23 protein-coding genes and 2 tRNA genes are annotated in these 20,918 nt (G+C 69.2%); 18 read left to right on the plus strand and 7 right to left on the minus strand.

Annotation, left to right across the window (positions count from 1 at the left end; translation table 11 throughout):
* Window positions 1-86: 86 nt before the first annotated feature.
* Together ABRP18_RS03420 and ABRP18_RS03425 are read right to left on the minus strand one after the other, a co-directional pair.
* A complete protein-coding gene (locus ABRP18_RS03420; protein ID WP_349885539.1) occupies window positions 87-2,693 on the minus strand; it encodes a family 78 glycoside hydrolase catalytic domain in 2,607 nt (868 codons plus the stop codon).
* Window positions 2,694-2,745: 52 nt separating this feature from the next.
* Entirely contained in the window at window positions 2,746-3,453 is a 708-nt protein-coding gene (locus ABRP18_RS03425; RefSeq protein WP_349885540.1) for a potassium channel family protein, read from the minus strand.
* A 159-nt stretch (window positions 3,454-3,612) separates the two neighbouring features.
* Between ABRP18_RS03425 and ABRP18_RS03430 the strand changes: the two genes are divergently transcribed.
* The 7 genes from ABRP18_RS03430 to ABRP18_RS03460 all read left to right on the plus strand — a co-directional run bounded on the left by ABRP18_RS03430 (window position 3,613) and on the right by ABRP18_RS03460 (window position 8,831).
* Window positions 3,613-3,701: transfer RNA gene (locus ABRP18_RS03430), tRNA-Ser, on the plus strand.
* Window positions 3,702-3,776: 75 nt separating this feature from the next.
* Entirely contained in the window at window positions 3,777-4,451 is a 675-nt protein-coding gene (locus ABRP18_RS03435; RefSeq protein ID WP_349885541.1) for a haloacid dehalogenase type II, read from the plus strand.
* Between the two features lie 69 nt (window positions 4,452-4,520).
* Window positions 4,521-6,143, plus strand: a complete 1,623-nt coding sequence (locus tag ABRP18_RS03440; protein WP_349885542.1) for a sodium-dependent transporter — start codon at window positions 4,521-4,523, stop codon at window positions 6,141-6,143.
* Window positions 6,140-6,274, plus strand: coding sequence for a methionine/alanine import family NSS transporter small subunit (locus ABRP18_RS03445; RefSeq protein WP_227751399.1), 135 nt, complete (start codon window positions 6,140-6,142; stop codon window positions 6,272-6,274). Before ABRP18_RS03440 ends, ABRP18_RS03445 begins: the two co-directional genes overlap by 4 nt.
* A gap of 93 nt (window positions 6,275-6,367) precedes the next feature.
* The gene (locus tag ABRP18_RS03450; RefSeq protein ID WP_349885543.1) at window positions 6,368-7,234 is read left to right on the plus strand and encodes a GyrI-like domain-containing protein; all 867 of its coding nucleotides are present in this window, start codon (window positions 6,368-6,370) and stop codon (window positions 7,232-7,234) included.
* 84 nt (window positions 7,235-7,318) lie between these two features.
* Window positions 7,319-7,954, plus strand: a complete 636-nt coding sequence (locus ABRP18_RS03455) for a GyrI-like domain-containing protein (RefSeq protein ID WP_193762602.1) — start codon at window positions 7,319-7,321, stop codon at window positions 7,952-7,954.
* Between the two features lie 76 nt (window positions 7,955-8,030).
* The gene (locus ABRP18_RS03460) at window positions 8,031-8,831 is read left to right on the plus strand and encodes a DUF1206 domain-containing protein (protein ID WP_349885544.1); all 801 of its coding nucleotides are present in this window, start codon (window positions 8,031-8,033) and stop codon (window positions 8,829-8,831) included.
* A gap of 10 nt (window positions 8,832-8,841) precedes the next feature.
* Here the strand turns inward: ABRP18_RS03460 and ABRP18_RS03465 are convergent, their stop codons facing one another.
* Both ABRP18_RS03465 and ABRP18_RS03470 read right to left on the minus strand, forming a co-directional pair.
* Window positions 8,842-9,489, minus strand: coding sequence for a LysE family translocator (locus ABRP18_RS03465; RefSeq protein WP_349885545.1), 648 nt, complete (start codon window positions 9,487-9,489; stop codon window positions 8,842-8,844).
* A gap of 77 nt (window positions 9,490-9,566) precedes the next feature.
* Window positions 9,567-9,959, minus strand: a complete 393-nt coding sequence (locus ABRP18_RS03470) for a nuclear transport factor 2 family protein (RefSeq protein WP_349885546.1) — start codon at window positions 9,957-9,959, stop codon at window positions 9,567-9,569.
* Between the two features lie 89 nt (window positions 9,960-10,048).
* Between ABRP18_RS03470 and ABRP18_RS03475 the strand changes: the two genes are divergently transcribed.
* From ABRP18_RS03475 to ABRP18_RS03510, 8 genes are all read left to right on the plus strand, one after another.
* The gene (locus ABRP18_RS03475) at window positions 10,049-10,429 is read left to right on the plus strand and encodes a helix-turn-helix domain-containing protein (protein ID WP_061016101.1); all 381 of its coding nucleotides are present in this window, start codon (window positions 10,049-10,051) and stop codon (window positions 10,427-10,429) included.
* 43 nt (window positions 10,430-10,472) lie between these two features.
* Window positions 10,473-11,780 (plus strand): aminotransferase class V-fold PLP-dependent enzyme, encoded by a 1,308-nt coding sequence (locus ABRP18_RS03480; protein ID WP_061016099.1) that lies wholly within the window; start codon window positions 10,473-10,475, stop codon window positions 11,778-11,780.
* Window positions 11,777-12,211, plus strand: coding sequence for a Fe-S cluster assembly sulfur transfer protein SufU (gene sufU, locus ABRP18_RS03485; protein ID WP_058631507.1), 435 nt, complete (start codon window positions 11,777-11,779; stop codon window positions 12,209-12,211). Before ABRP18_RS03480 ends, sufU begins: the two co-directional genes overlap by 4 nt.
* A 16-nt stretch (window positions 12,212-12,227) precedes the next feature.
* Window positions 12,228-13,169, plus strand: a complete 942-nt coding sequence (locus ABRP18_RS03490; RefSeq protein WP_349885547.1) for a GNAT family N-acetyltransferase — start codon at window positions 12,228-12,230, stop codon at window positions 13,167-13,169.
* Window positions 13,170-13,225: 56 nt separating this feature from the next.
* The gene (locus ABRP18_RS03495) at window positions 13,226-13,867 is read left to right on the plus strand and encodes an NADPH-dependent F420 reductase (RefSeq protein WP_046746713.1); all 642 of its coding nucleotides are present in this window, start codon (window positions 13,226-13,228) and stop codon (window positions 13,865-13,867) included.
* Between the two features lie 113 nt (window positions 13,868-13,980).
* Window positions 13,981-14,646, plus strand: coding sequence for a GntR family transcriptional regulator (locus tag ABRP18_RS03500; RefSeq protein ID WP_046746712.1), 666 nt, complete (start codon window positions 13,981-13,983; stop codon window positions 14,644-14,646).
* A 110-nt stretch (window positions 14,647-14,756) separates the two neighbouring features.
* Window positions 14,757-15,002: a hypothetical protein gene (locus tag ABRP18_RS03505; RefSeq protein WP_058631505.1), complete on the plus strand. Its 246-nt coding sequence runs from the start codon at window positions 14,757-14,759 to the stop codon at window positions 15,000-15,002.
* Window positions 15,002-15,862 carry a hypothetical protein gene (locus ABRP18_RS03510; protein WP_058631592.1) on the plus strand — a complete coding sequence of 287 codons (861 nt, stop codon included), beginning with the start codon at window positions 15,002-15,004 and terminating at the stop codon, window positions 15,860-15,862. The genes ABRP18_RS03505 and ABRP18_RS03510 overlap by 1 nt, the downstream gene beginning before the upstream one ends.
* Window positions 15,863-15,882: 20 nt before the next feature.
* Here ABRP18_RS03510 and ABRP18_RS03515 read toward each other — a convergent pair whose 3' ends face one another.
* A complete protein-coding gene (locus ABRP18_RS03515) occupies window positions 15,883-16,722 on the minus strand; it encodes an SDR family oxidoreductase (protein WP_349885548.1) in 840 nt (279 codons plus the stop codon).
* Between the two features lie 129 nt (window positions 16,723-16,851).
* On the opposite strand from ABRP18_RS03515, the gene ABRP18_RS03520 reads away from it, so the two are divergent.
* A complete protein-coding gene (locus ABRP18_RS03520) occupies window positions 16,852-17,436 on the plus strand; it encodes a hypothetical protein (RefSeq protein WP_058631503.1) in 585 nt (194 codons plus the stop codon).
* Between the two features lie 64 nt (window positions 17,437-17,500).
* Window positions 17,501-17,573, plus strand: a tRNA-Arg gene (locus ABRP18_RS03525).
* A gap of 101 nt (window positions 17,574-17,674) precedes the next feature.
* Here ABRP18_RS03525 and ABRP18_RS03530 read toward each other — a convergent pair.
* Window positions 17,675-18,607: a LysR family transcriptional regulator gene (locus tag ABRP18_RS03530; RefSeq protein WP_058631591.1), complete on the minus strand. Its 933-nt coding sequence runs from the start codon at window positions 18,605-18,607 to the stop codon at window positions 17,675-17,677.
* 77 nt (window positions 18,608-18,684) lie between these two features.
* On the opposite strand from ABRP18_RS03530, the gene ABRP18_RS03535 reads away from it, so the two are divergent.
* On the plus strand, window positions 18,685-20,415 hold the full coding sequence (locus ABRP18_RS03535; RefSeq protein ID WP_349885549.1) for an FAD-binding protein: 1,731 nt from the start codon (window positions 18,685-18,687) through the stop codon (window positions 20,413-20,415).
* An 84-nt stretch (window positions 20,416-20,499) separates the two neighbouring features.
* On the opposite strand, the gene ABRP18_RS03540 is transcribed toward ABRP18_RS03535, so the two are convergent.
* Window positions 20,500-20,796 (minus strand): hypothetical protein, encoded by a 297-nt coding sequence (locus ABRP18_RS03540; RefSeq protein ID WP_349885550.1) that lies wholly within the window; start codon window positions 20,794-20,796, stop codon window positions 20,500-20,502.
* Window positions 20,797-20,918: the final 122 nt, after the last annotated feature.

A 20,918-nucleotide genomic window follows, 5' to 3' on the forward strand; every position in this document is an offset into this window, starting at 1 on the left:
AAGCGACATTCCGGTCGCACTTTCCATCGCTCCCGCCGAGCGGGAACGACGGAGAGTGCGACCGGAGTCTGCATTCGGCCAGGCCGTCACGACCGCATGCGCACCGTCCGCGTGTGGGAGCCGTGCCCGAGTTCCTCGACGGATGTTCCTGGCAGGTCGAGTTCCGCGGTCGCGCCGACCGGGACCACGACGTCGACGTGCAGTCGGTCGCCGTCGACGTGCCACGAGATCGACGCGACTCCGTAGTGAGTGCGCTGCGTCGATGAGGCATGCGTGAGCCCACCGCCAGGGCGCGGGGCGAAACGGATGCGGCGGTAGCCCGGTTCCGCGGCGGCGAGCCCTGCGACGCTGCGGTGCAGCCAATCGGCGACGGCGCCCAGCGCGTAGTGGTTGAACGACGTCATGGTGCCGGGGTTCACCGTGCCGTCGGGGAGCATCGCATCCCAGCGCTCCCAGACCGTGGTCGCTCCCTGCACGACCTGATACAGCCACGACGGGCAGCCCTGCTCGAGCAGCAGGTCGTACGCGGTGTCCGCATGGCCGGTCATGGTCAGCGCGTCGCAGACCAGCGGTGTGCCGACGAAGCCCGTCGCGATGCGATTGCCTGCCTCTCGCACCAGCTCGGCGAGACGCGCCCCTGCCGCTGCGCGCTGCGTGTCGTCGTCGAGCAACGCGAACACGATGGCGAGGGCGTACGCGGTCTGAGCGTCCGAGGTCATCGTGCCGTCGGCTCGCACGTAGGCCGCGCGGAAGGCGGCGGCGACCTCGGTGGCGAGAGTCGCATAGCGCGCAGCCTCTGCGGGGAGCCCGAGCACCCCGGCCATTTCCGCGAGCGCCCTGGCCGATCGGGCGAAGTAGGCCGTGGCCACGAGGTACCGATCCGTGCGGCCGGCTCCGGGATCCTGCGGGGGAGCGGCGGGATCGAGCCAGTCGCCGAGCTGGAACCCCTCGTCCCACAGTCGGTCGGGTCCGGCCAACGAATCGACCTTGTCGACCCAGCGGCGTGCGCTCTCGAACTGCGTCGCCAGCACGCCGGTGTCGCCGAAGCGCTCGTACAGGGTCCAGGGCAGCAGCGTGGCGACGTCTCCCCAGGCGGCACCAGCCCTGGCCGGAGACCAGACCTTGTGCGACGGGATCACCGGCACGAACCAGGGCACAGTGCCGTCGGGCAGCTGATCGGCCTCGACGTCTCTGAGCCAGCCGGACAGCATCCCCGAGACGTCGAAGAGTGTCGACGCGGTCGGGCCGAAAACCTGCACGTCGCCCGTCCAGCCCACGCGTTCGTCGCGCTGCGGACAGTCGGTGGGGATGTCGACGAAGTTCCCCCGCATGCCCCAGACCACGTTGCGGTGCAGCTGCTCGACCAGCGGATCGGAGCACGTGAACCATCCGGTGCGCTCGAGGTCGGTGTGGAGCACACGGGCGACGAGCGCGCCGGCCGCGGCATCCGCGTCGAGGTCGCCCGGCCACCCCGAGACGTCTACGTAGCGGAAGCCGTGGAAGGTGAACCGAGGCTCCCATTCTTCGCCGCCCTGATGTCCGGCCAGCGTGTAGGCGTCGCTCGAACGGGCGCTGCGCAGCGGACGCGTGTAGATCTCGCCCTCCTGTAGAACCTCCGCGGTGCGCAGCGTCACGGTGGCACCGCGGGAACCCGCGACGCGGATGCGGACCCTGCCGACGAGGTTCTGCCCGAAATCGAGGATGCGTGCGCCGCTCGGTGAGGTGAGCACGGTGATCGGGGCGACCTCCTCCGTCACCCGCACGGGCGGGCCGGTCGGGGCGACCAGGGTTCGCGGGTCGCGTTCGCGCACGGCGACAGGGAACCAGTCGGTGTCGTCGAACGGCGCGGTCGTCCACCCGGTGTGCTCGTGCCGTGCGTCGTAGTCCTCGCCGTCGTAGATGCCGGAACGCAGGATGGGGGAGAGTGATGCCCTCCAGGATGCGTCGGTCGCGATCGTCTCGCGCCGTCCGTCCACGTAGACGAGCTCCAACTGGCCGAGGAAGGACAGGTCGCTGCCGAAGACGTTGCGATGACCGCCGCGCCAGCCCAGACGACCGCGGTACCAGCCGTCGCCGAGCCAGGCGCCGAGCGCGTTCTCGCCGTCGAGGAGCAGTGCGGTCACGTCGTAGGTGTAGTACCGCAGGCGTTCGCGGTAGGTCGTCCATCCGGGTGAGAGCGTGTCGGAGCCGACGCGGACCCCGTTGATCTCCGCCTCGTACAAGCCGTGCGCCGTGGCGTAGAGCCGGGCGCTGGCGATCTCGCCCTCGACGCGGAAGCCGCGTCGAACCAGGGTCGCGCGGCGGGCATCGCTCTCCGGATCCTCGTCGAGGTCGACCCCCACCGGTCGCGCCGACCAGTCGTCTGCCCGGAGAAGGCCGGCCTCGAGCCAGGTCTCCGGGCTGTCGGCGGACCAGCTGCCGTCGCCGCCCCGCACTGCCACGCGCACGCCGACGCGCTCGCGCGAGTCGAGGGCGTCGAAGGGCCAGGGCACCAGGACCTGTCTTTCGGACGTCACCTCGATGCGCTCCTCGTCCCGGTCCTGGCTGCTGCCGCGCACCACCGTGACGGCATAGGACTGCTGTCGCCAGTCAGCGGGGGCGTCTGCGATGCTCCAGCTCAGACGCGGGCGGCTCTCGCCGATGCCGAGCGGCTCCCGGTGGTGCTCGATGCGTGGCGCGGAGACGGTGGTCATGTGCTTCTTCCTGCCCCTGCGGCTCGTCGGGTGTCGATGCTCTGTCGCGGGTTCACTCGGACGGCGCCGGGGTGCGCTTGGCGCTGGCGCCCCGCATGATCCGGGCGACAGCCGTGATGAGGAACAGCTGTCCCGTGATCCCCTCGGCGATCGCGACCGCCTGCCCGCCGGTTCCGACCGGGACGATGTTGCCGTAGCCCGTCGTCGTCAGGGCTGTGAAGGAGAAGAACAGCTGGTTTCCGAGGGAGTCGGCGGTCGCGTCGCCGAACAGCGGAGTGGGAGACAGCTGCGACATCAGGTTGTACACGAACGCGAAGAACATCCCGACGAGGATGTACGCCGTGACCGCAGCCAGGAGCGCTTCGAAGTCGAGCCCGCGACGGGTGACCTGGTGGGCGATGATGACCCACGGCGCCACGAGGAGCGCGAGCATCGAGGCGGCGGAGAGCGGGATGGCCAAGAGCGGGCCGTCGAGCCCGAGGGCGCCGGCGATGACCGCGGCGAGACCGGCAGCGGAGAGCACCACCCACGACACACGTTGCGCCAGCCGCGTCGCTCCGGTGACGTAGAAGACCACGGCGACGGTCGCCAGCATCGGCAGGAAGGCCCACGGGCTCGGGTCGGTGCTCGGCTGCGTCGCGCACAGTCCATACGAGACGACGAGGAGCACGAGCACGACCCCGTACCCGGCTGCGCGTCGGGTCCACAGGCCGCCGGAAGGCGAGGAGTCGGTCCCGTGCGCGGTCAGCTTCTCGGTCATGGCGTCCCTCCGGATCAGCGGCTGGCGATGTCCGTGATCTGCGGTCAGTATCCCAGGCGGGTGACGACGAGGAGGGACGACCGGCCGGGCGCGGTTCGTGTCCGCTCGCCGGACCCGTTATGATAGCTAGGTGCATCCGCGCTTTCCGGCCGGATGCCTGGAGACGTCGCATAGTCCGGCCGAGTGCACCACCCTGCTAAGGTGGAGTCCCCTCACGGGGACCAGGGGTTCAAATCCCCTCGTCTCCGCAGAAGAACCCCCGCTCCGGCGGGGGTTTTCTCGTTCCCGGCCCCTGGGCTCCCGTGTCAGGGCAGACTCGAATCATGCTTCGCGACATCACCACGATCGTCTTCGACGTGTTGGGCACCCTGGTCGATGAGCCCGGAGGGCTTCGCGCTGCCATCGAGGAGGCGGGTGGCTCTCCCCGCGATTCCGATGGACTCCTCGCCGTCTGGCAACGTCATATCGACGGGGAGCAGCGCCGGATCGCACGGGGTGAGCGCGACTACGCCGACTCCGGGATCCTGGATCGCGAGGCGGCGACACTGGTGGCGCAGACCGCGGGGATCACGGATGCCGCCACCGTCGATCGCCTCGCGACCGCGGCGAAGCGTCTTCCCGCCTGGCCGGATTCGCGCGAGGGCATCGAGCGTCTCGCCGCCCGCTTCCGTGTGTTCGGGCTGTCGAACGCGAACCCGGAGTCGCTGCACGCGCTCGGGGAGCACGCCGGACTGCCGTGGCACGGAGCGCTATCGGCGGACGCCGTCGAGGCTTACAAGCCCTCCCCGCGGGTCTACCGGCTCGCGGTGGAGGAGGCGGGCGGCGACCCGACGCGCGTGCTCATGGTCGCCGCACACGCCTGGGATCTCCGAGGCGCCGGGGCCGCGGGGATGAGGACCGCGTACGTACCGCGTCCGGCAGGTGATCCGCCCGAGGACACCGACGCCTTCGACGGGCGCTTCCCCAGCCTGGCCGAGCTGGCGGAGGCGTTGGGCTGAAGCGGCGGGATCGTCTCGTGTCTGTGTCCGACCCGACGTTCGGCTCAGCCCTCGGGTAGCCTCGTCCGCATGTCCTCCGCCACGACGCAGACCCACAAACGCGAAGCCTTCGGCTCGCGGAACGTGTTCATCCTCTCCGCGATCGGCTCAGCGGTCGGCCTCGGGAACATCTGGCGGTTCCCCTACGTCGCCTACGAGGGCGGCGGCGGGGCATTCCTCATCCCGTACCTGTGCGCGCTGCTGACCGCCGGCATCCCGCTGCTGTTCTTCGACTACGCGATCGGTCATCGATACCGCGGATCGGCGCCTCTCGCCTTCCGTCGTCTGCACCGTGCTGCCGAGCCCCTCGGATGGTGGCAGGTGCTCATCTGCGTCGTGATCGCCGTCTACTACGCCGTGATCATCGCGTGGGCGGCCATGTACACCTGGTTCTCGGCCCAGCTCACCTGGGGTGCGGGCAACGAGAACGACTTCTTCTTCGCCGACTTCCTGCGCTCGGCGGACGTCGCCGAAGTCGGCGTCTCGACCGACTTCGTCCCCCAGGTCGGCATCCCTCTCGTGGTCGTGTGGCTCATCGTCATCGTGATCATGGCGCTGGGTGTGAAGCGCGGCATCGGCAGGGCGAACATGATCCTGATGCCGTTGCTCACGGTCATGTTCGCGATCCTCGTGGTGCAGTCGCTGTTCCTCCCCGGTGCGATGGACGGCCTCAACGCCTTCTTCACCCCGAACTGGGAGGCACTCGCCGACCCGGGCGTCTGGGCCTCCGCGTACGGCCACATCTTCTTCTCGCTGTCGGTCGCGTTCGGCATCATGGTGACCTACTCCTCGTATCTCAAGCGCAAGACCGACCTGACCGGTTCGGGACTCGTCGTGGCCTTCGCGAACTCGGGCTTCGAGATCCTCGCCGGCATCGGTGTCTTCGCGGCCCTCGGCTTCATGGCGCAGGCGCAGGGGACCGAGGTGGCGGGAGTCGCCTCTTCCGGCATCGGATTGGCGTTCATCGCGTTCCCGACGATCGTGTCGCAGGCGACGGGCGGATCGATCATCGGCGTCCTCTTCTTCGGGGCCCTGGTGTTCGCCGGAGTCACCTCGCTCATCTCCATCCTCGAGGTGATCGTCGCCGCGCTGCAGGACAAGCTGGGCTGGGCGCGTGTGCGCACGACCCTGACCGTGGCGATCCCGCTCGCTATCGTCTCGATGGCGCTGTTCTCGACGACGACGGCGCTCTCCGTCCTCGATACGGTCGATGCCTTCGTGAACTCCTTCGGCATCATGGCGGTCGCCTTGGTGGCCGTGATCATCGTGGCCTGGTTGCTGCACAAGCTGCCGGTGCTGGTCGAGCACCTCAATCGTCGATCGAGCTTCCGGGTGGGCGCGATCTGGAAGCTGCTCGTCGGCGTGCTGGCACCCGTCGTGCTCGGGTACCTCTTCATCAGCGAGCTCATCGCGAAGACGTCCGAGCCCTACAGCGGCTACCCCGCCTGGTTCCTCGCCGTCTTCGGATGGGGCATGGTGATCGCCCTCGTGGTGCTGGCCCTGGTCCTGTCGGCGTTGCCGTGGAGCGGCCGTTCCCACGCGAAGGACGATCCCGAGTACGACGAGTTCCTCGTCGAAGAGGAGTACGAGCCGGATGCGGAGACGTCCGCGATCCCGGCCGTTGGCACCACGACGAAGGGAGCGAGCGCATGACTCCGATCGCTGTCGTCATGATGATCATCGCCATGGTCACGGTCTGGGGCGGGCTGGTCGCCGGGATCGTGAACCTGGCCCGTCATCCCGAGGAGTCGGGGACGGAGCCGGCACCTCCCGTCGAGCTCTGACCGGGCGTCGACGGAGAACCGATCGCATCCGACCGGAGAAGTCGGGTCGGCGTATGAGATGCGCAGCGACGATGGTGGGGAAAGGAGGACCTCATGATCGGCACGCTGAACGCCCTGGTCGACCTCGTCGACACCTACGGTGTCGCGGGAGAGATCGACATCGACGCGTTCGCCCGTGAGAACGGCACGACGGAGTACCACCTGCGTCGGATGTTCTCGGCGCTGGCGGGGATGCCGCTCTCGGATTACGTGCGTCGTCGCCGGATGACGCACGCGGGAGCGGAACTCGCAGCCGGCGCTCCGAGCCTGCTCGATGTGGCCGTGCGCCACGGATACGGCTCGGTCGAGGCGTTCGCTCGCGCCTTCCGCGCGGTGCACGGCATCGGACCGGCCGATGCGCGCCGTGACGGGGGCCCTCTCCGTACACAACCCTCGCTCCGGTTCCGCCTGAGCGTGGAAGGGAGCATCCCCATGCACGTCACCATCACCCACCGGCCCGCGCTCGTGCTCGTCGGTCACGCCGTGGAGGTTCCGTTGATCCACGAAGGCGCCAATCCGCACATCCAGGCGCACATCGCGGCCATCCCGCCCGAGGAGCATGCGCGGCTCAAGACCCTCGGCGATGCCGAGCCCTCGGGGATCCTGGCCGTCACGGCAGACGTCGAACCCGACGCCCCGGAAGGCTCGCTGCTGAGGTATCTGCACGGCGTCGCGGTGCAGAGCACGACATCGGTTCCGGAAGACCTCGACGTGCTTCCGGTCGACGAGGGATCGTGGGCGGTCTTCGCCGCCAGTGGTCCCTTCCCCGCCGCTCTGCAGACGCTGTGGGCGGCCACGGCGACGGAGTGGTTCCCGTCGAACCCGTGGAGGCTGCGCCCCGGCCCGTCGATCGTGCGCTACCTGGAGTTCAGCGGTGACTCCGCGTCGTGCGAGCTCTGGCTTCCGGTCGAACCGGCCTGAGGCCGGCGGGGTGGGCGCGCGTGCGCACCCACCCCGTGTCCGTGGCCCGTGCGACACTGAGCGCACGATCCAGGGAGGCACGTGATGGCGGCCATCGATCCGAAGAAGACACTCGACGCGTACCGGGCGAAGCGGGGCGAGTTCCGCGTCGTCGAGGTGCCGCCCCTGCAGTACCTGATGATCGACGGGGCAGGAGACCCGAACACCGCGCCCGCCTATCGGGACGCCGTGTCGGCGCTGTTCCCCCTGGCATACGCGCTGAAGTTCGCGAGTCGGAACGACCTCGGCATCGACACCGTCGTGATGCCGCTCGAGGGACTCTGGCATGCGCCCGACATGGAGTCGTTCACCTCCCGCCGTGACAAGTCGGCCTGGATGTGGACGATGATGATCATGGTCGGCGATCACATCACCCCCGCGATGTTCGCGGCAGCCGTCGAGTCGGTGTCGCAGAAGGCTGTGAAGAAGAGGGAGCCGATCCCTGCGCTCGACTCCGTGCGGCTGCAGACCCTCGACGAGGGCAGCTGCGTACAGACACTCCACGTCGGACCGTTCGACGACGAAGGACCGGTGCTCGAAGAGCTGCATCACCACTTCATCCCCGACAACGGGTTCCAGATGCGGGGGCTCCATCACGAGATCTACCTGAGCGACCTGCGCCGTGCCGATCCGGCGAAGCTGCGCACCATCCTCCGGCAGCCGATCATGCCGCACGCCTGAGCGACAGGTCGGGAGCGACAGGCGAGGCGAAATCAAGCCCCTCGGCGGGGTTCCGCACGACAGATACGCTTCAACGATGAGCACGGTCAAGAACGCGGCGCGCGTCGCCAAGAGGTCGTCGACGTTCCGACGGATCGCCCGTGCCGGCTTCGTCGTCCTCGGTCTCATCCACGTCATCATCGGCTCGGTGGCGATCTCCATCGCGGCCGGCGCCTCCGGTGACGCCGACCAGGACGGGGCCATGGAGCAGATCCGCCAGAGCCCGATCGGAGGGCTGCTGCTCGTGCTCGTGGCCGCCGGGCTGATCGCGCTCGCCGTGTGGCAGATCGCCAGTGCCTTCCTCGCCGCCGATCCGGTCGAGACGAAGAAGTGGGGTCAGCGCGTCAAGCTGTTCGGCATCGCCGCCGCCTACCTCATCGTCGGGGGCATGGCCCTGATCTACGCCGTGGGTGGCAATGCCGACTCCGAGACGGCGTCGAAGACCCTGAGCGCGGTGCTGCTCTCGGCGCCCGGCGGCGTCGCCCTGTTGGTCGTCGTGGGGCTCTCGGTCGTCGGGGTCGGGGTCGGGTTCATCGTCGGCGGCTTCACCCGCGGCTTCGAGAAGCTGCTCGACCTGCCATCGGGAGTCGCCCGCAGGGGCACCGTGACCCTGGGAGTGATCGGCTACTTCGGCAAGGGCACCGCCGTCGCCGTGACCGGGGTGCTCTTCGTCGTCGCCGCCGTCACGCAGGACCCGGAGAAGGGCGCGGGGCTCGATGCCGCCCTGCACAGTCTGCTCGACCTGCCCCTCGGCGGACTCGTCCTGGGTGCTGTCGGCGCGGGGTTCGCCGTCTACGGCGTCTTCTGCATCGCCAGGGCCCGCTACGCCAGGATGTGAGTTCGAGCGTTCACGCGGTGGCGGGTTTCTCGCTCCACACCAGCAGGAAAGCGCCGAGAGCGATCATCAGCCCGCCACCGGTCGCCCCCATCGCCTCAATACGTCGGGGCGACCGGCCGAACCAGTCACGGGCGGCGCTCGCCAGGAGCACCCATACGGCGTCGCAGCTCACGCCGATCACCACGACGATCACCCCGAGCAGGAACAGCTGCGCCGGCACCGATCCGGCATGCAGATCGACGAACTGCGGGAGGATCGCGAGGAAGAACGCGATGGACTTCGGGTTCGTGATGCCGACGACGAAGCCCTCGGTGAGAAGCCGCCAGCCCGAGCGCTTCGCCGGCGCCGTGGCCATGGCTCTCGCCGCGTCCTTCCGGTGGCGGATCGCCTGGATGCCCAGGAAGATCAGGTAGCCGGCGCCGAGCACCTTGACGATCGTGAACAGCACGACCGACTGCGCGATCACGGTGCCGACGCCGAGAGCCACCGCGACGACGAGCACGATCGATCCGACCGCCGTGCCCAGGATGCTGAGGAATCCGCCCATCCGGCCGAGCGCCATGGCTCGGCCGATCGTGAAGAGCACGGTCGGCCCGGGGATGACGACCATGATGAACGCCGCGACGACGAAGGTGAACAGCGTGTCCTGGGCGATCATGGGACGAGCTTAGAGGCGCGGACGCCGGGCGGTCGAGGTCCGCGACCACCCGGCATCGCTCGAATCGGGGGGACGGATCAGGCCGTACCCCAGAAGCGATCCTCCGCTTCCTGGTCCTCGCTCATCAGCCAGACCTCGACGATGCGGCCGTCGGCGACACGGAACACGTCAACGCCGTGCTGATCGAGGTCATCGTGCCCCACGCGCTGCGCGCGGAATCGCACGGTGGCGGATACCAGGGCACCGCTCTCGGTCGCCGACTCCGTCTCGAGGGCGAACGTGCCCCCGCTCAGCTGCATGAACCGTCCCAGGTGCGCGATGATCGCGTCGGGGCCGACGTGATCTCCTGACAGCTGGTTCGCTCCGGGCTGGTGCCAGACGGCATCCGGATGGAAGGTCGCCGCCAGCGCCTCCATGTCTCCGGCGGCCATGGCCGCACCGTACTGTCCTACGACGTCGATCGCCGACATGATGCTCCTTCTCGATGGGTCGGTACTGTGGAGCATCCAGCGTCTCGGCAGGGGCGCGGTTACTTCAACGTCACCGGAAGGGGCAACGGATGTCGAACACGTGGACGGTGTTCTCGGCCAGCTGCCCGTCGCGCGCATCACTCGCGCGCATCGCGAACAAATGGACCGCGATGATCGTCGTCCTCCTGCACGAGCAGCCTCTGCGCTTCGGCGAATTGCACACCAGGATGGACGGAATCACGAAGAAGGTGCTCGTCGACACGCTCCGCGCCCTGGAACGCGACGGCATGCTGGAGCGCGGCGTCGGAGACGACGGCCACTCCCGCTATCTGCTCACTCCGCTCGGGCGCACGCTGTATGCGCCGCTCCAGGCGCTGCAGGTCTGGGCGGAGTCGCATGTCGAGGACGTACGTGACGCGCAGGACCGCTACGACGCGGCCGCCGACGCGAAGACTCTCGGCGGCCCCTGACCCGTCGCGCCCACCCCCGGTCCGCAGGTGGGAACATGGAGGGATGAGCACTTCTCCCGGTCTCGACGTGATCGCCCCCCTGAACGACGCCGAGGTGCGGCGCATTCGCGGCGACTTCCCGATCCTGGGGGCACAGGTGCACGGGCGTCCGCTGGTGTATCTGGACTCCGGGGCGACGTCACAGCGACCGGTGGCTGTGCTCGACGCCGAGCGCGACTTCGCCACCTCGATGAACTCGGCCGTGCATCGCGGTGCGCACACGCTCGCTGCCGAGGCGACCGAGCTGTTCGAGGACGCCCGCACGGCCGTCGCCCGATTCGTCGGCGCGGACGACGACGAGATCGTCTGGACCTCCAACGCCACCGAGGCGATCAACCTCGTCGCGTACTCCCTCTCGAACGCGTCGCTCGGGCGTGGCGGTGCGGCTGCGGAGCGTCTGCGGCTCCGAGAGGGCGACGAGATCGTCACCACCGAGATGGAGCACCACGCGAACCTCATCCCGTGGCAGGAGCTCGCGGCCCGCACCGGCGCCACGCTCAAGGTGATCCCCCTCGACGACGACGGTGCCCTGCGGCTCGACGCCGCGGCCGAGCTGATCACGGCACGCACCAAGCTCGTCGCCTTCACGCACGTCTCCAACGTTCTGGGAGTCACCAATCCCGTGGAGCAGCTGGTCGCGCTCGCCCGTGAGGTCGGGGCGCTGACGCTGCTCGACGCCTGCCAGTCGGCACCGCATCTGCCCCTCGATGTGCGCGCCCTCGACGTCGACTTCGCCGTGCTGTCCGGACACAAGATGCTCGGACCCACCGGGATCGGTGCCCTCTACGGCCGCCGCGAGGTGCTGGCAGCGATGCCGCCCTTCCTGACGGGCGGCTCGATGATCACGACGGTCACCACGACCGAAGCCGAGTACCTTCCGCCGCCGCAGCGTTTCGAGGCGGGCACCCAGCGGGTGTCGCAGGCGATCGCGCTCGCCGCAGCGGTCGGCTACCTGACGGAGGTCGGGATGCCGCGTATCGCCGCCCATGAGGCGGCCTTCGGTCGGCGACTCGTCGACGGTCTGAGCGCGATTGACGGGGTGCGCGTGCTCGGCGCCGGTATCGACCTGCCCCGCGTGGGACTGGCGAGCTTCGACGTCCAGGGCATCCACTCCCACGACGTGGGGCAGTTCCTCGACGATCTCGGCATCGCGGTGCGCGTCGGCCATCACTGCGCACAGCCGCTGCACCGCCGGCTCGGCGTGACCTCGTCCACCAGGGCGAGCACCTATCTCTACACGACCGATGCCGAGGTGGATGCCGTGATCGAGGGCGTCGCCGGAGCCATCGACTTCTTCCGGAGGGGCGCATGAGCGACCTGCAGAACCTGTATCAGGAGCTGATCCTCGATCACTCGCGCACCCCGCACGGGTATGGGCTGCGGGAGGAGATCCCGGCGCAGTCGCACCAGCTGAACCCGACCTGCGGCGATGAGATCACCCTCCAGGTGCACCGCGGAGCCGACGGCGGCGTCGAGGCTATCGCCTGGGAGGGACACGGCTGCGCGATCTCGCAGGCATCCGCCTCGCTGCTGGCAGAGCTCGCCGAGGGGCTCAGCGTCGAAGACCTCGAGGTGCGCATCGCCGCATTCCGCGAGGCGATGCGCTCCCGCGGCAAGATCGAACCCGATGAGGAGCTGCTCGGAGATGCCGCAGCTCTCGGTGGGGTGTCGAAGTACGTCGCACGCGTCAAGTGCGCCATGCTCGCCTGGGTCGCAGCGGAAGACGCGCTCACCCGCAGCTGAGGTGCAGGATGGACGCATGTCCGTGCAGCTGATGCCTCTGCCCGCCGAACGCTTCGACGAATGGCGGTCCGCCGCGCGGAAGCGTCTCATCGACGGCAACAGGGCGTCGGACCGGCGCCCCGGCGTCGACGCGGTCGCCCACGTCGATCAGCTCTTCGGCGAGGTGTTCCCGGACTCCGCCGCGACCGCGACCGCGCGGGTCATGCGCGTGGTCATGGACGCGGAAGGGGAGGTCGGGACGCTCCTGCTGATTCTGCGGGACGACAAGCTCTTCCTCCTCGACCTCGTCGTCGACGAGCCGTTCACCGACGCGCACAGCGACGATCTGCTCGCAGAGATCCTGCGGGTCGCGCGAGAAGAGGGCGCCACGCAGGTCGGCATGCAGCTGTTCCCGCAGGACTCGACCGGTCGGGCGTTCGCGAGCGGGAGAGGCTTCGAGGTGGCCTCCATTCAGATGGTGCTCGAGCCGCTCCCTGCGCGCGACGTCGCTTCCCACGTCGACGTGTCGCCGATGACCCCGGAGCGCTTCCCGACGTTCGCCGCCGCATCGGAGGAGGGGTTCGCGAACGACCTCGTCGAGTCCGGTCGCTACACCCCGGAGGAGGCGCTCGCCGAGTCGCATCGTCAGATGATCGCCGAGCTTCCCGACGGACTCGACACCGCGGGGCAGGAGCTCTTCACCGCCTCCGTCGACGGGACGGAGGTCGGCATCCTGTGGGTCGGCGTGCGTCAGCGCGAAGGTCGTCCTCATGTGTTCGTCCTGGACATCGAGGTGGCCGCCGAGCACCGGCGCAGAGGGTACGGGCGCGAGCTGATGCATGCCGTCGAGCGGGAGGCGCGCCGGCTCGGTGCGGACTCGATCGGTCTGCACGTCTTCGGCTTCAACACGGGAGCGATCGACCTGTACGAGCAGCTGGGCTACCGCCGCACCGAGGAGAGCCTGCTCCGTGACTTCTGAGCCGTCGTCGGAGGACTCGACGGGAATAGCCTCGAGCCCCCGGCGTTGGTCCCGACATGACAACTCTCGGAATCATCGGTGCAGGACACATCGGCAGCCAGGTCGCACGCGTGGCGATCGCGAACGGGTACGACGTGGTGATCGCGAACTCGCGGGGACCGGAGACCCTCGCTGACCTCGTCGCCGAGCTCGGCCCGAACGCTCGCGCCGCCACTGCGGAGGATGCCGCTGCCGCTGCGGACGTCGCGGTCGTCACGGTGCCGCTCCGCGCGATCGACGACCTGCCTGCAGAGCAGCTCGCCGGCAAGATCGTGCTCGACACGAACAACTACTACTTCGAGCGGGACGGGCACATCGAAGCCCTCGACAAGGGGGAGACGACGACGTCGGAGCTGGTGCAGCGCGCGCTCCCGAACTCCAAGATCGCGAAGGCCTTCAACCACATCTTCGCCTCGGAGATCACGTCGGACGGCACTCCGGCCGGCACGCCGAACCGGCGGGCGTTGGCGACTGCCGGTGATGATGCGGAGGCTGTCGCCTTCGTGACCCGCTTCTACGACGAGGCAGGGTTCGACACCGTCAACGTGGGACCGCTCAGCGAGTCGTGGCGGGTCGAGCGTGACCGTCCGGCGTATGTGGTCCGACAGAACGCGGAAGAGCTGACGGAGAACCTCGCACGCGCGAACCGTCTGCCCTGAGCATCGATGCGGGCGGGGGACGCATCCTCTCGCCCGGTCGTCGGGGTCCATCGGGGCGGAGCCTTGGGATACCAAAAGTTGAGGAACACCGGCAGGGGTGCGAGAATGCCCAGATGGCGGGGGCTATAGCAGCAGGCGGGGAACTCGAGTCGGTGCGGGTCACCCGCATCCTTCGTGACGACATCATCCTCGGGCACCGGAAGCCGGGTGCGCGACTCGTCGAGCGGGACATCGCCGCGGAGTTGAACGTGTCCCGCCTTCCGGTCCGCGAAGCCATCCGCACGCTCGTCGCCGAGGGGATCGTGGTCGCGCGTCCTCGTACCTGGGCTGTCGTGAGGGAGTTCACGCACCGCGACATCCAGGACTTCGCAGAGGTGCGCGAGGCCATCGAGACGCTGATCTTCGTCTTCGCGGCGGAGCGGCACGACGAGGCGGGTATCGCCCGCATCCGTGCCGCGTACGAGCGCGAGCTCGCGGCCGCACGTGCCGAGGATTCCGAGGCGGCGAGGATCGCGGCGGCGGAGTTCCATGAGGTCGCCGTCGAACTCGCCGCGAACGAGATGCTCGGAGAGCTGATCGCCGTCTTCCTCACCCGTCTGCGCTGGCTGTTCGGTCAGCACGACGACCTGCTCGCCATGGCGGACGAGCACAGGATCATCCTCGAGGCGATGACGGCGCGGGATACGGAAGCGCTGCGTCGGATCGTGCCGGCGCACCTCGCCAGCGGCCAGTCCGCGGCGGAGCGGCGGCTTGCGGCGCGCAGCGACCTGACGGTCTGAGCCTCGCGGGTCCGCGGCCCCCCGAGGTGAGGTCCTGCGGAGGCGCCTCCGGTTGTATATTGGGGCGATCGGAGTCGGTCCGGAACTGGTGCGCTGTCCTGGGGAGCGAGATGCGAGGTCTTGCTGTCGCGGTCGGATGCCTCTTGCTCGTCGGTGGGATCACAGTCGTCGCCATCGCCGATCAGGAGCGTCTGGAATCGATCGCCGCGGTCAAAGCGGAGATCGTCCGGATCGAACGTGCGCTGGAGACGACGCGGGGCGACAACCGGGAGCTCGCCGAGCAGCTGACCGCGCTGCGCTCACAGCTCGCCGAGCAGGACGCGCAGATCGCGGACACGACGGGCTTCCTCCCGTGATGCGTCGCGCCGTGGCCGTCGCGCTCGCGGCCTCCGTGCTCCTCGTCTCGGGGATGATCGGCAGATCCCAGGGCCTCGAGCAGGAGAGGGCGTCCGCCGTCGCTGAGCTGACCGCCCTCACCGAGCAGTACCACGATGCCGGACAGCGCACGGACTACCTCGATGGCGCGGTCGACCGCGCGGAGCAGGACACCGCGGAGCGCGCCGCCGTCCTCGCCCAGCGTCCCGCCTTCCTCGCGGAGGTGCAGGCGCTCACCGTCGCCCTCAAGGGTGCGGAGGGGCGGGTGGACACCGCCGCGCACCGTGCTGCCGCGCTTTCGGCACAGCAGACGGTCGCCGCCGAGAAGGAGAACCCCGACACGGTCGCTGCGGCCACGGCGACCGTGCACGCGCTCACCGAGAAGGTCGGCACGGAGGTCGCCTCGTGGCAGGCGGCGCAGAGCTCGGGCCCCGGCGGGCCGGCGTGGTCGTCGAGCGGCCCTGACGGCTACGCGCGGGTGCGGGCGGCGCTCGACCTCGTCGGCGGTGGAGGCGTCGGGCTCTACGAATCGTCGTCCTGTGCGGGGGGAAACGCCCCGGCCTGCGCGAACAGCAACGGGTACATCAAGTACCGCGCCGACATCGCGAGCTGGGGCGCCGGCCGGTTGAACTGGGCGATGGCGCACGAGCTCGCGCACATCTATCAGTTCCGTGTATGGGGCTCGCTCACGTCGTCCGGTGCCTACGGGTCGCTGTTCGGCGGCGACCCGGAGTTCCTCGCCAACTGCATGGCCGTGGTGCGCGGATATCCCGGATCGGTCGGCTGCAACGGCGATCAGCAGGCGTGGGCCTCGGGCATCTGGGTGGGCGTCGTCCGCTGAGGCGGTGCGCCTCAGCGTCGTCAGGACATCGGCGTCGTGGTGTCGATCGCTTCGCGCAGCGGCCGCCGCATCACACGCCAGTACGACGCCGGCGCGATACGGGTGAGCACATCGATGAGGCGCGCCTCGCGGCCGACCATGGTCCGTGCAGCCCGTCGTTCGGTCGCGCGGATGATCCGCGCCGCCGCGTCTGCGGGCTCGGTGTGGTACATCTCCGCCTGGGCGGCGGCGGCGCGGGCGGCGACCTTCGGGTCGATCGCCGCGGCATAGCGGCCGTGCAGGATGATCCCGGTGCGCACCCCTGCCGGGTACACGGCGCCGACGGTCACAGAGGTGCCCTCCAGCTCGTGCCGCAGTGCTTCCGAGAAGGCGCGGACGGCGAATTTGCTCACCGCGTAGGGGATCCGTCCGGCGGGGGCGGCGAGGGCGTAGACGCTCGCCAGATGGGTGATGTGGGCGGCAGGGGCGGCGCGGAGCGCGGGGAGGAGCGCTTTGGTGACGGACACGGTGCCCCAGAGGTTCACGTCGGTGAGCCAGCGCATCTCCTCCATCGTCAGCTGATCGATGTCGCCGAGCATGGAGGAGCCGGCGCACGTGATCAGCGCATTGATCCGCGGGTGCGACGCGGTGATGTCCGTGACGGCTGCGAAGACGGCGTCGTCGTCGCGGAGGTCGACGACGTGCGTGGTCACGCGTGCGTCGTGCAGCTCCTCGGCGATCCTCGCGAGAGCCGCGGTGTCGTGGTCGACCAGCGCGAGAGATGTTCCTCGGGCAGCGAGCCGGCGTGCGACCTCCGCGCCCATCCCGTTGGCGCCTCCGGTGATCACGGTGGTGCCCCCGGTGAGATCGAGGTGTTTCATGCGTCTCCTGCAGTGCGTGATCGGGGCGCGAACCCGCGGATGTCGGATGGGTGGGGCATGCTGATTCCGACCATTCTGGCCGACACCGGGCCGCATCGATACCGGTACGCTCAAGGAGAGGAGGTACCGGTGGGACGGACAGCGGATGCCATCGCCGAAGGCGTCGCGATCGCGACCGCTGCCGCGCGCCTGGCCGTCAAGAACCACATCCTCATCGGCACCATCGCCGAGGACGGCGTGTTCGACATGGACAAGTACATCGACGACGCGCGTGAGGCGCTCCGTGCCATGGCAGAGGAGTCGGAAGAAGCCGCGGCCACCGTCACCGCCCTGCGCAAGCGGGCGAGGGGCCGGCATTCCGACCCGGTGGGAACGCACGACTACCGCGATCGCGATGTGCGCAACCTCCGCCGTCGGGCCAAGCAGTCCACCGGCGTCGCCGTGCGTCTGCGCGAGATCATGCAGGACCGGGAGCAGCTCGCCGCCATCGTCGAGGAGGCGAGGAGTGCGGCCTGGGCCGACGTGCGCCACAACCTCGACCGTCGACTGCGTGTCGAGGGGATGCGCCCCGACCAGGATCCCGACTACAACCGCATGCGCGAGGCCCGGATGCAGGCCCTTCGGCTCGTCGACCTGCAGGCGCTCTCCTCGGAGCAGAGAGCCAAGGCCAAGAGGCGGAAGAAGCAGCAGAAGGCCGCATCGGCCGACGACTGAGGGCTCGTTTCGCTTTCGCGTCGGGACTGTTGTAGGCTGTTCTACGGCCCGCTGAGCGGGCCGGGCGCCCGTAGCTCAATGGATAGAGCATCTGACTACGGATCAGAAGGTTAGGGGTTCGAGTCCCTTCGGGCGCACACTGTGTTGAGACAGTGAGAAACGGCTTCCACTCCGGTGGAGGCCGTTTCTGCGTTGTCGGGAACGAGCCGACTCATCGTTGAGGATGAGCCCCGCGTCGTCAGGTGAGCAGGCTCGTGATCGCCGGGTCGCGGTCGGCCACCTCGGCGGCGGTCGCGACGATCACGTCGCGGATCGCGGCGACGGCGACGGCCGGTGTCACATCCGCACGGTGGGCGAGGCTGACCGTGCGGGTCATCATGGGGTGCGTCAGCCGGACCGATCGCAGGGCGGGGCGATCGAGGAGCACCATCGCCGGCACGACCGCGACGCCGACACCGCGCTCGACGAAACGCAGCACCGCGTCCATCTCGGCGCCTTCGAGCACATGGGTGGGCCTGAGGCCCTCGGCGCGGAAGGCCGCCTCGGTCGTGGCTCGAAGCTCGTAGGTCTCGTCGAGTGCGATCAGGGGGAGGGACGCGAGGTGGAGGAGCGTCATGGATGCCGAGCTCGATACGGGCGGCTCGGTCGCGGCCGAGACGACGACGAGCTCCTCGGTGAGCAGCGGCATCCGCGTGAGGCTGAACCCCGAGGGTGGAGGGCCGTCGGATTCCGTGATGAGTGCGATGTCGACGGCGCCGACGGCGAGCTCCTCGACGAGGCGGCGAGATCCGCTTTCGGTGAGATGCAGGTCGACGCCGGGGTGCGCGGCGTGGAAGGAGCGGATCGCCTCGGCGACGAGGCTGATGCAGAGGGTGGGAGGGGCGCCGAGGCGCACGCGTCCCCGTCGGAGCCCGGCGAGTTCGCCCATCTCGTCGCGGATGGCATCGGCCTCCGCCAGCATGCGCTGTGCGCGGGGGAGGAGCGTCTCGCCGGCGGCCGTGAGGGCGATATGGCCGCGCGCGCGGTGGAACAGCTCGGCGCCGAGCTCGCGCTCCAGCGTCGAGATCTGCCGGCTCAAAGACGGCTGTGCCAGGTGCAGGTGCTCGGAGGCGCGGGTGAAGTGTCCGAGACGCGCGACCTCGACGAACCCGCGGAGCTGCTCGAGGTTCATGGCCATAGCCTACCCGCATCGTTTCAAGTCGAACTATGCATTGGAGTTATTAGGATCCCCTAACTACCGTTGACCGCATGGCTACGCGCGAACGTCAGATATCCACCACCGTCCTCGTCATCGGCACCGGAGGCTCGGGTCTCCGGGCAGCGATCGAGATCGCCGAACACGGCGTCGACGTGCTCGCCGTGGGCAAACGGCCGCGGCAGGACGCGCACACCTCCCTCGCCGCCGGCGGCATCAACGCCGCGCTCGGCACGATGGACGCGGAGGACAGCTGGCAGCAGCACGCGGCCGACACCATCAAGGAGAGCTACCTCCTCGCCAACCCGCACACGGTCGAGATCGTCACTCAGGGCGCCGAGCGGGGCATCCGCGACCTCGAGCGCTGGGGCATGGACTTCGCGCGTGAAGACGACGGCCGCATCTCGCAGCGGTTCTTCGGCGCTCACACCTTCCGCCGCACGGCGTTCGCCGGCGACTACACGGGGCTCGAGATCCAGCGCACCCTCGTGCGCAAGGCCGAGCAGCTCGACGTGCCGATCCTCGACCACGTCTACATCACCCGCCTCCTGGTGCGCGACAACGTCGTGTTCGGGGCCTACGGCTTCGACCAGGCGGACGGCACCCGCTACCTCATCCACGCGGATGCCGTGATCCTCGCCGCGGGCGGACACAACCGCATCTGGCGCCGCACCTCTTCCCGCCGCGACGAGAACACGGGCGACTCCTTCCGCCTGGCGGTCGACGCGGGAGCTCGCCTGCGCGACCCCGAGCTCGTCCAGTTCCACCCGTCCGGCATCATCGAGCCGGAGAGCGCGGCGGGAACCCTGATCTCCGAGGCGGCTCGCGGCGAGGGCGGCATCCTGCGCAACGCGCTCGGTGAGCGGTTCATGGGGAAGTACGACCCCGAGCGGATGGAGCTGTCGACGCGGGACCGCGTCGCGCTCGCGGCGTACACCGAGATCCAGGAAGGTCGCGGCACCGAGAACGGTGGCGTCTGGCTCGACGTGTCGCACCTGCCGCGCGAGACGATCATGACCCGCCTGCCACGCGTCTATCAGACGATGATGGAGCTGCAGATGCTCGACATCACCACCGACCCGATCGAGATCGCACCGACCGCGCACTATTCGATGGGCGGTGTGTGGGTGCGGCCGGAAGACCACCAGACCGATGTCGACGGCCTCTACGCGATCGGCGAGGCCTCCAGCGGACTGCACGGCGCCAACCGACTCGGGGGCAACTCGCTCATCGAGCTGCTCGTCTACGGGCGGATCGTGGGGCAGGCGGCCATGGAGCATGCGGCCGGGCTGGATGCGCAGCGTCGGTCGGCGACGGCCGTCGCCGAGGCGCGTGCGGAGATCGACGACCTGCTCGCCGCGGAGGGACGTGAGAACGTCCGCGCGCTGCAGCGCGCGATCCGCAACCTGATGACCGAGTACGCCGGAGTCGTGCGCTCGGAGGAGGGGCTGCGCGCGGGACTCGCCGACCTCGACATGATCGAGGGGCGCATGGAGGACATCGGCATCCACCCCGACATCGCGGGTTTCCAGGACCTCGCGCACGCGTTCGATCTCAAGGCGTCGGCGCTCGCTGCACGCGCCACCCTCGAGGCGGCGCTGGAACGTCGGGAGACCCGTGGATGCCACAACCGCAGCGACTTCCCCGACACCGACCCGACACTGCAGGTGAACCTGGTGTGGTCGCCGAAGGACGGAGTGACCCGAGAGACGATCCCTGAGATCTCGCCTGAGATCGCCGAGCTCATGCGGGAGGTCGACACCGAGGGCAAGCTCGTCGAGTAGCGGGGACCCCGTTCACGACCGAGGCCCCGTCCTGCCGATGACAGCAGGACGGGGCCTCTGCGGTGCTCCGGATTCTTCGGGAGCTCAGTCGGCCTGCGGCTCTTCCGTGTCGATCACGCCGATGCCGACCGCCTCGTGATCGGGCTCGGGCTCATCGCGCTTCGGAGCCTTGGGCTCTTCGCCCGGGGCCTTCTCGGTGCTGGGCTCTTCGAGCTCCTCGGTGCTCGGAACCTCGCTCGGGTCGGCGTCTTCTGGCGATTCCGCCTCGGCGGGTGTCGTGACCTCGCCCTCGCTCGTGTCCGACGACGGCGTGGGCGTGGGGGTCTGCGATTCGGGGGAGGCCTCGTCCGTGGTCTCCGGGTCGGGAGCGGTGTCGGTCATGATGACCCCTTTCGACGATGTGGTCCGAACAGGATGGCTCAGCACACGCATGACGGGAAGGGGCTTGACGCGCTGATGAGTTAACCGCGGTGAACCGAAGTGGTGAATCCGGCGTAGCCTGG

This window comes from Microbacterium sp. WHRI 7836 (assembly GCF_040223885.2).
In the GTDB taxonomy this organism is placed as follows: Bacteria; Actinomycetota; Actinomycetes; order Actinomycetales; family Microbacteriaceae; genus Microbacterium; species Microbacterium oxydans.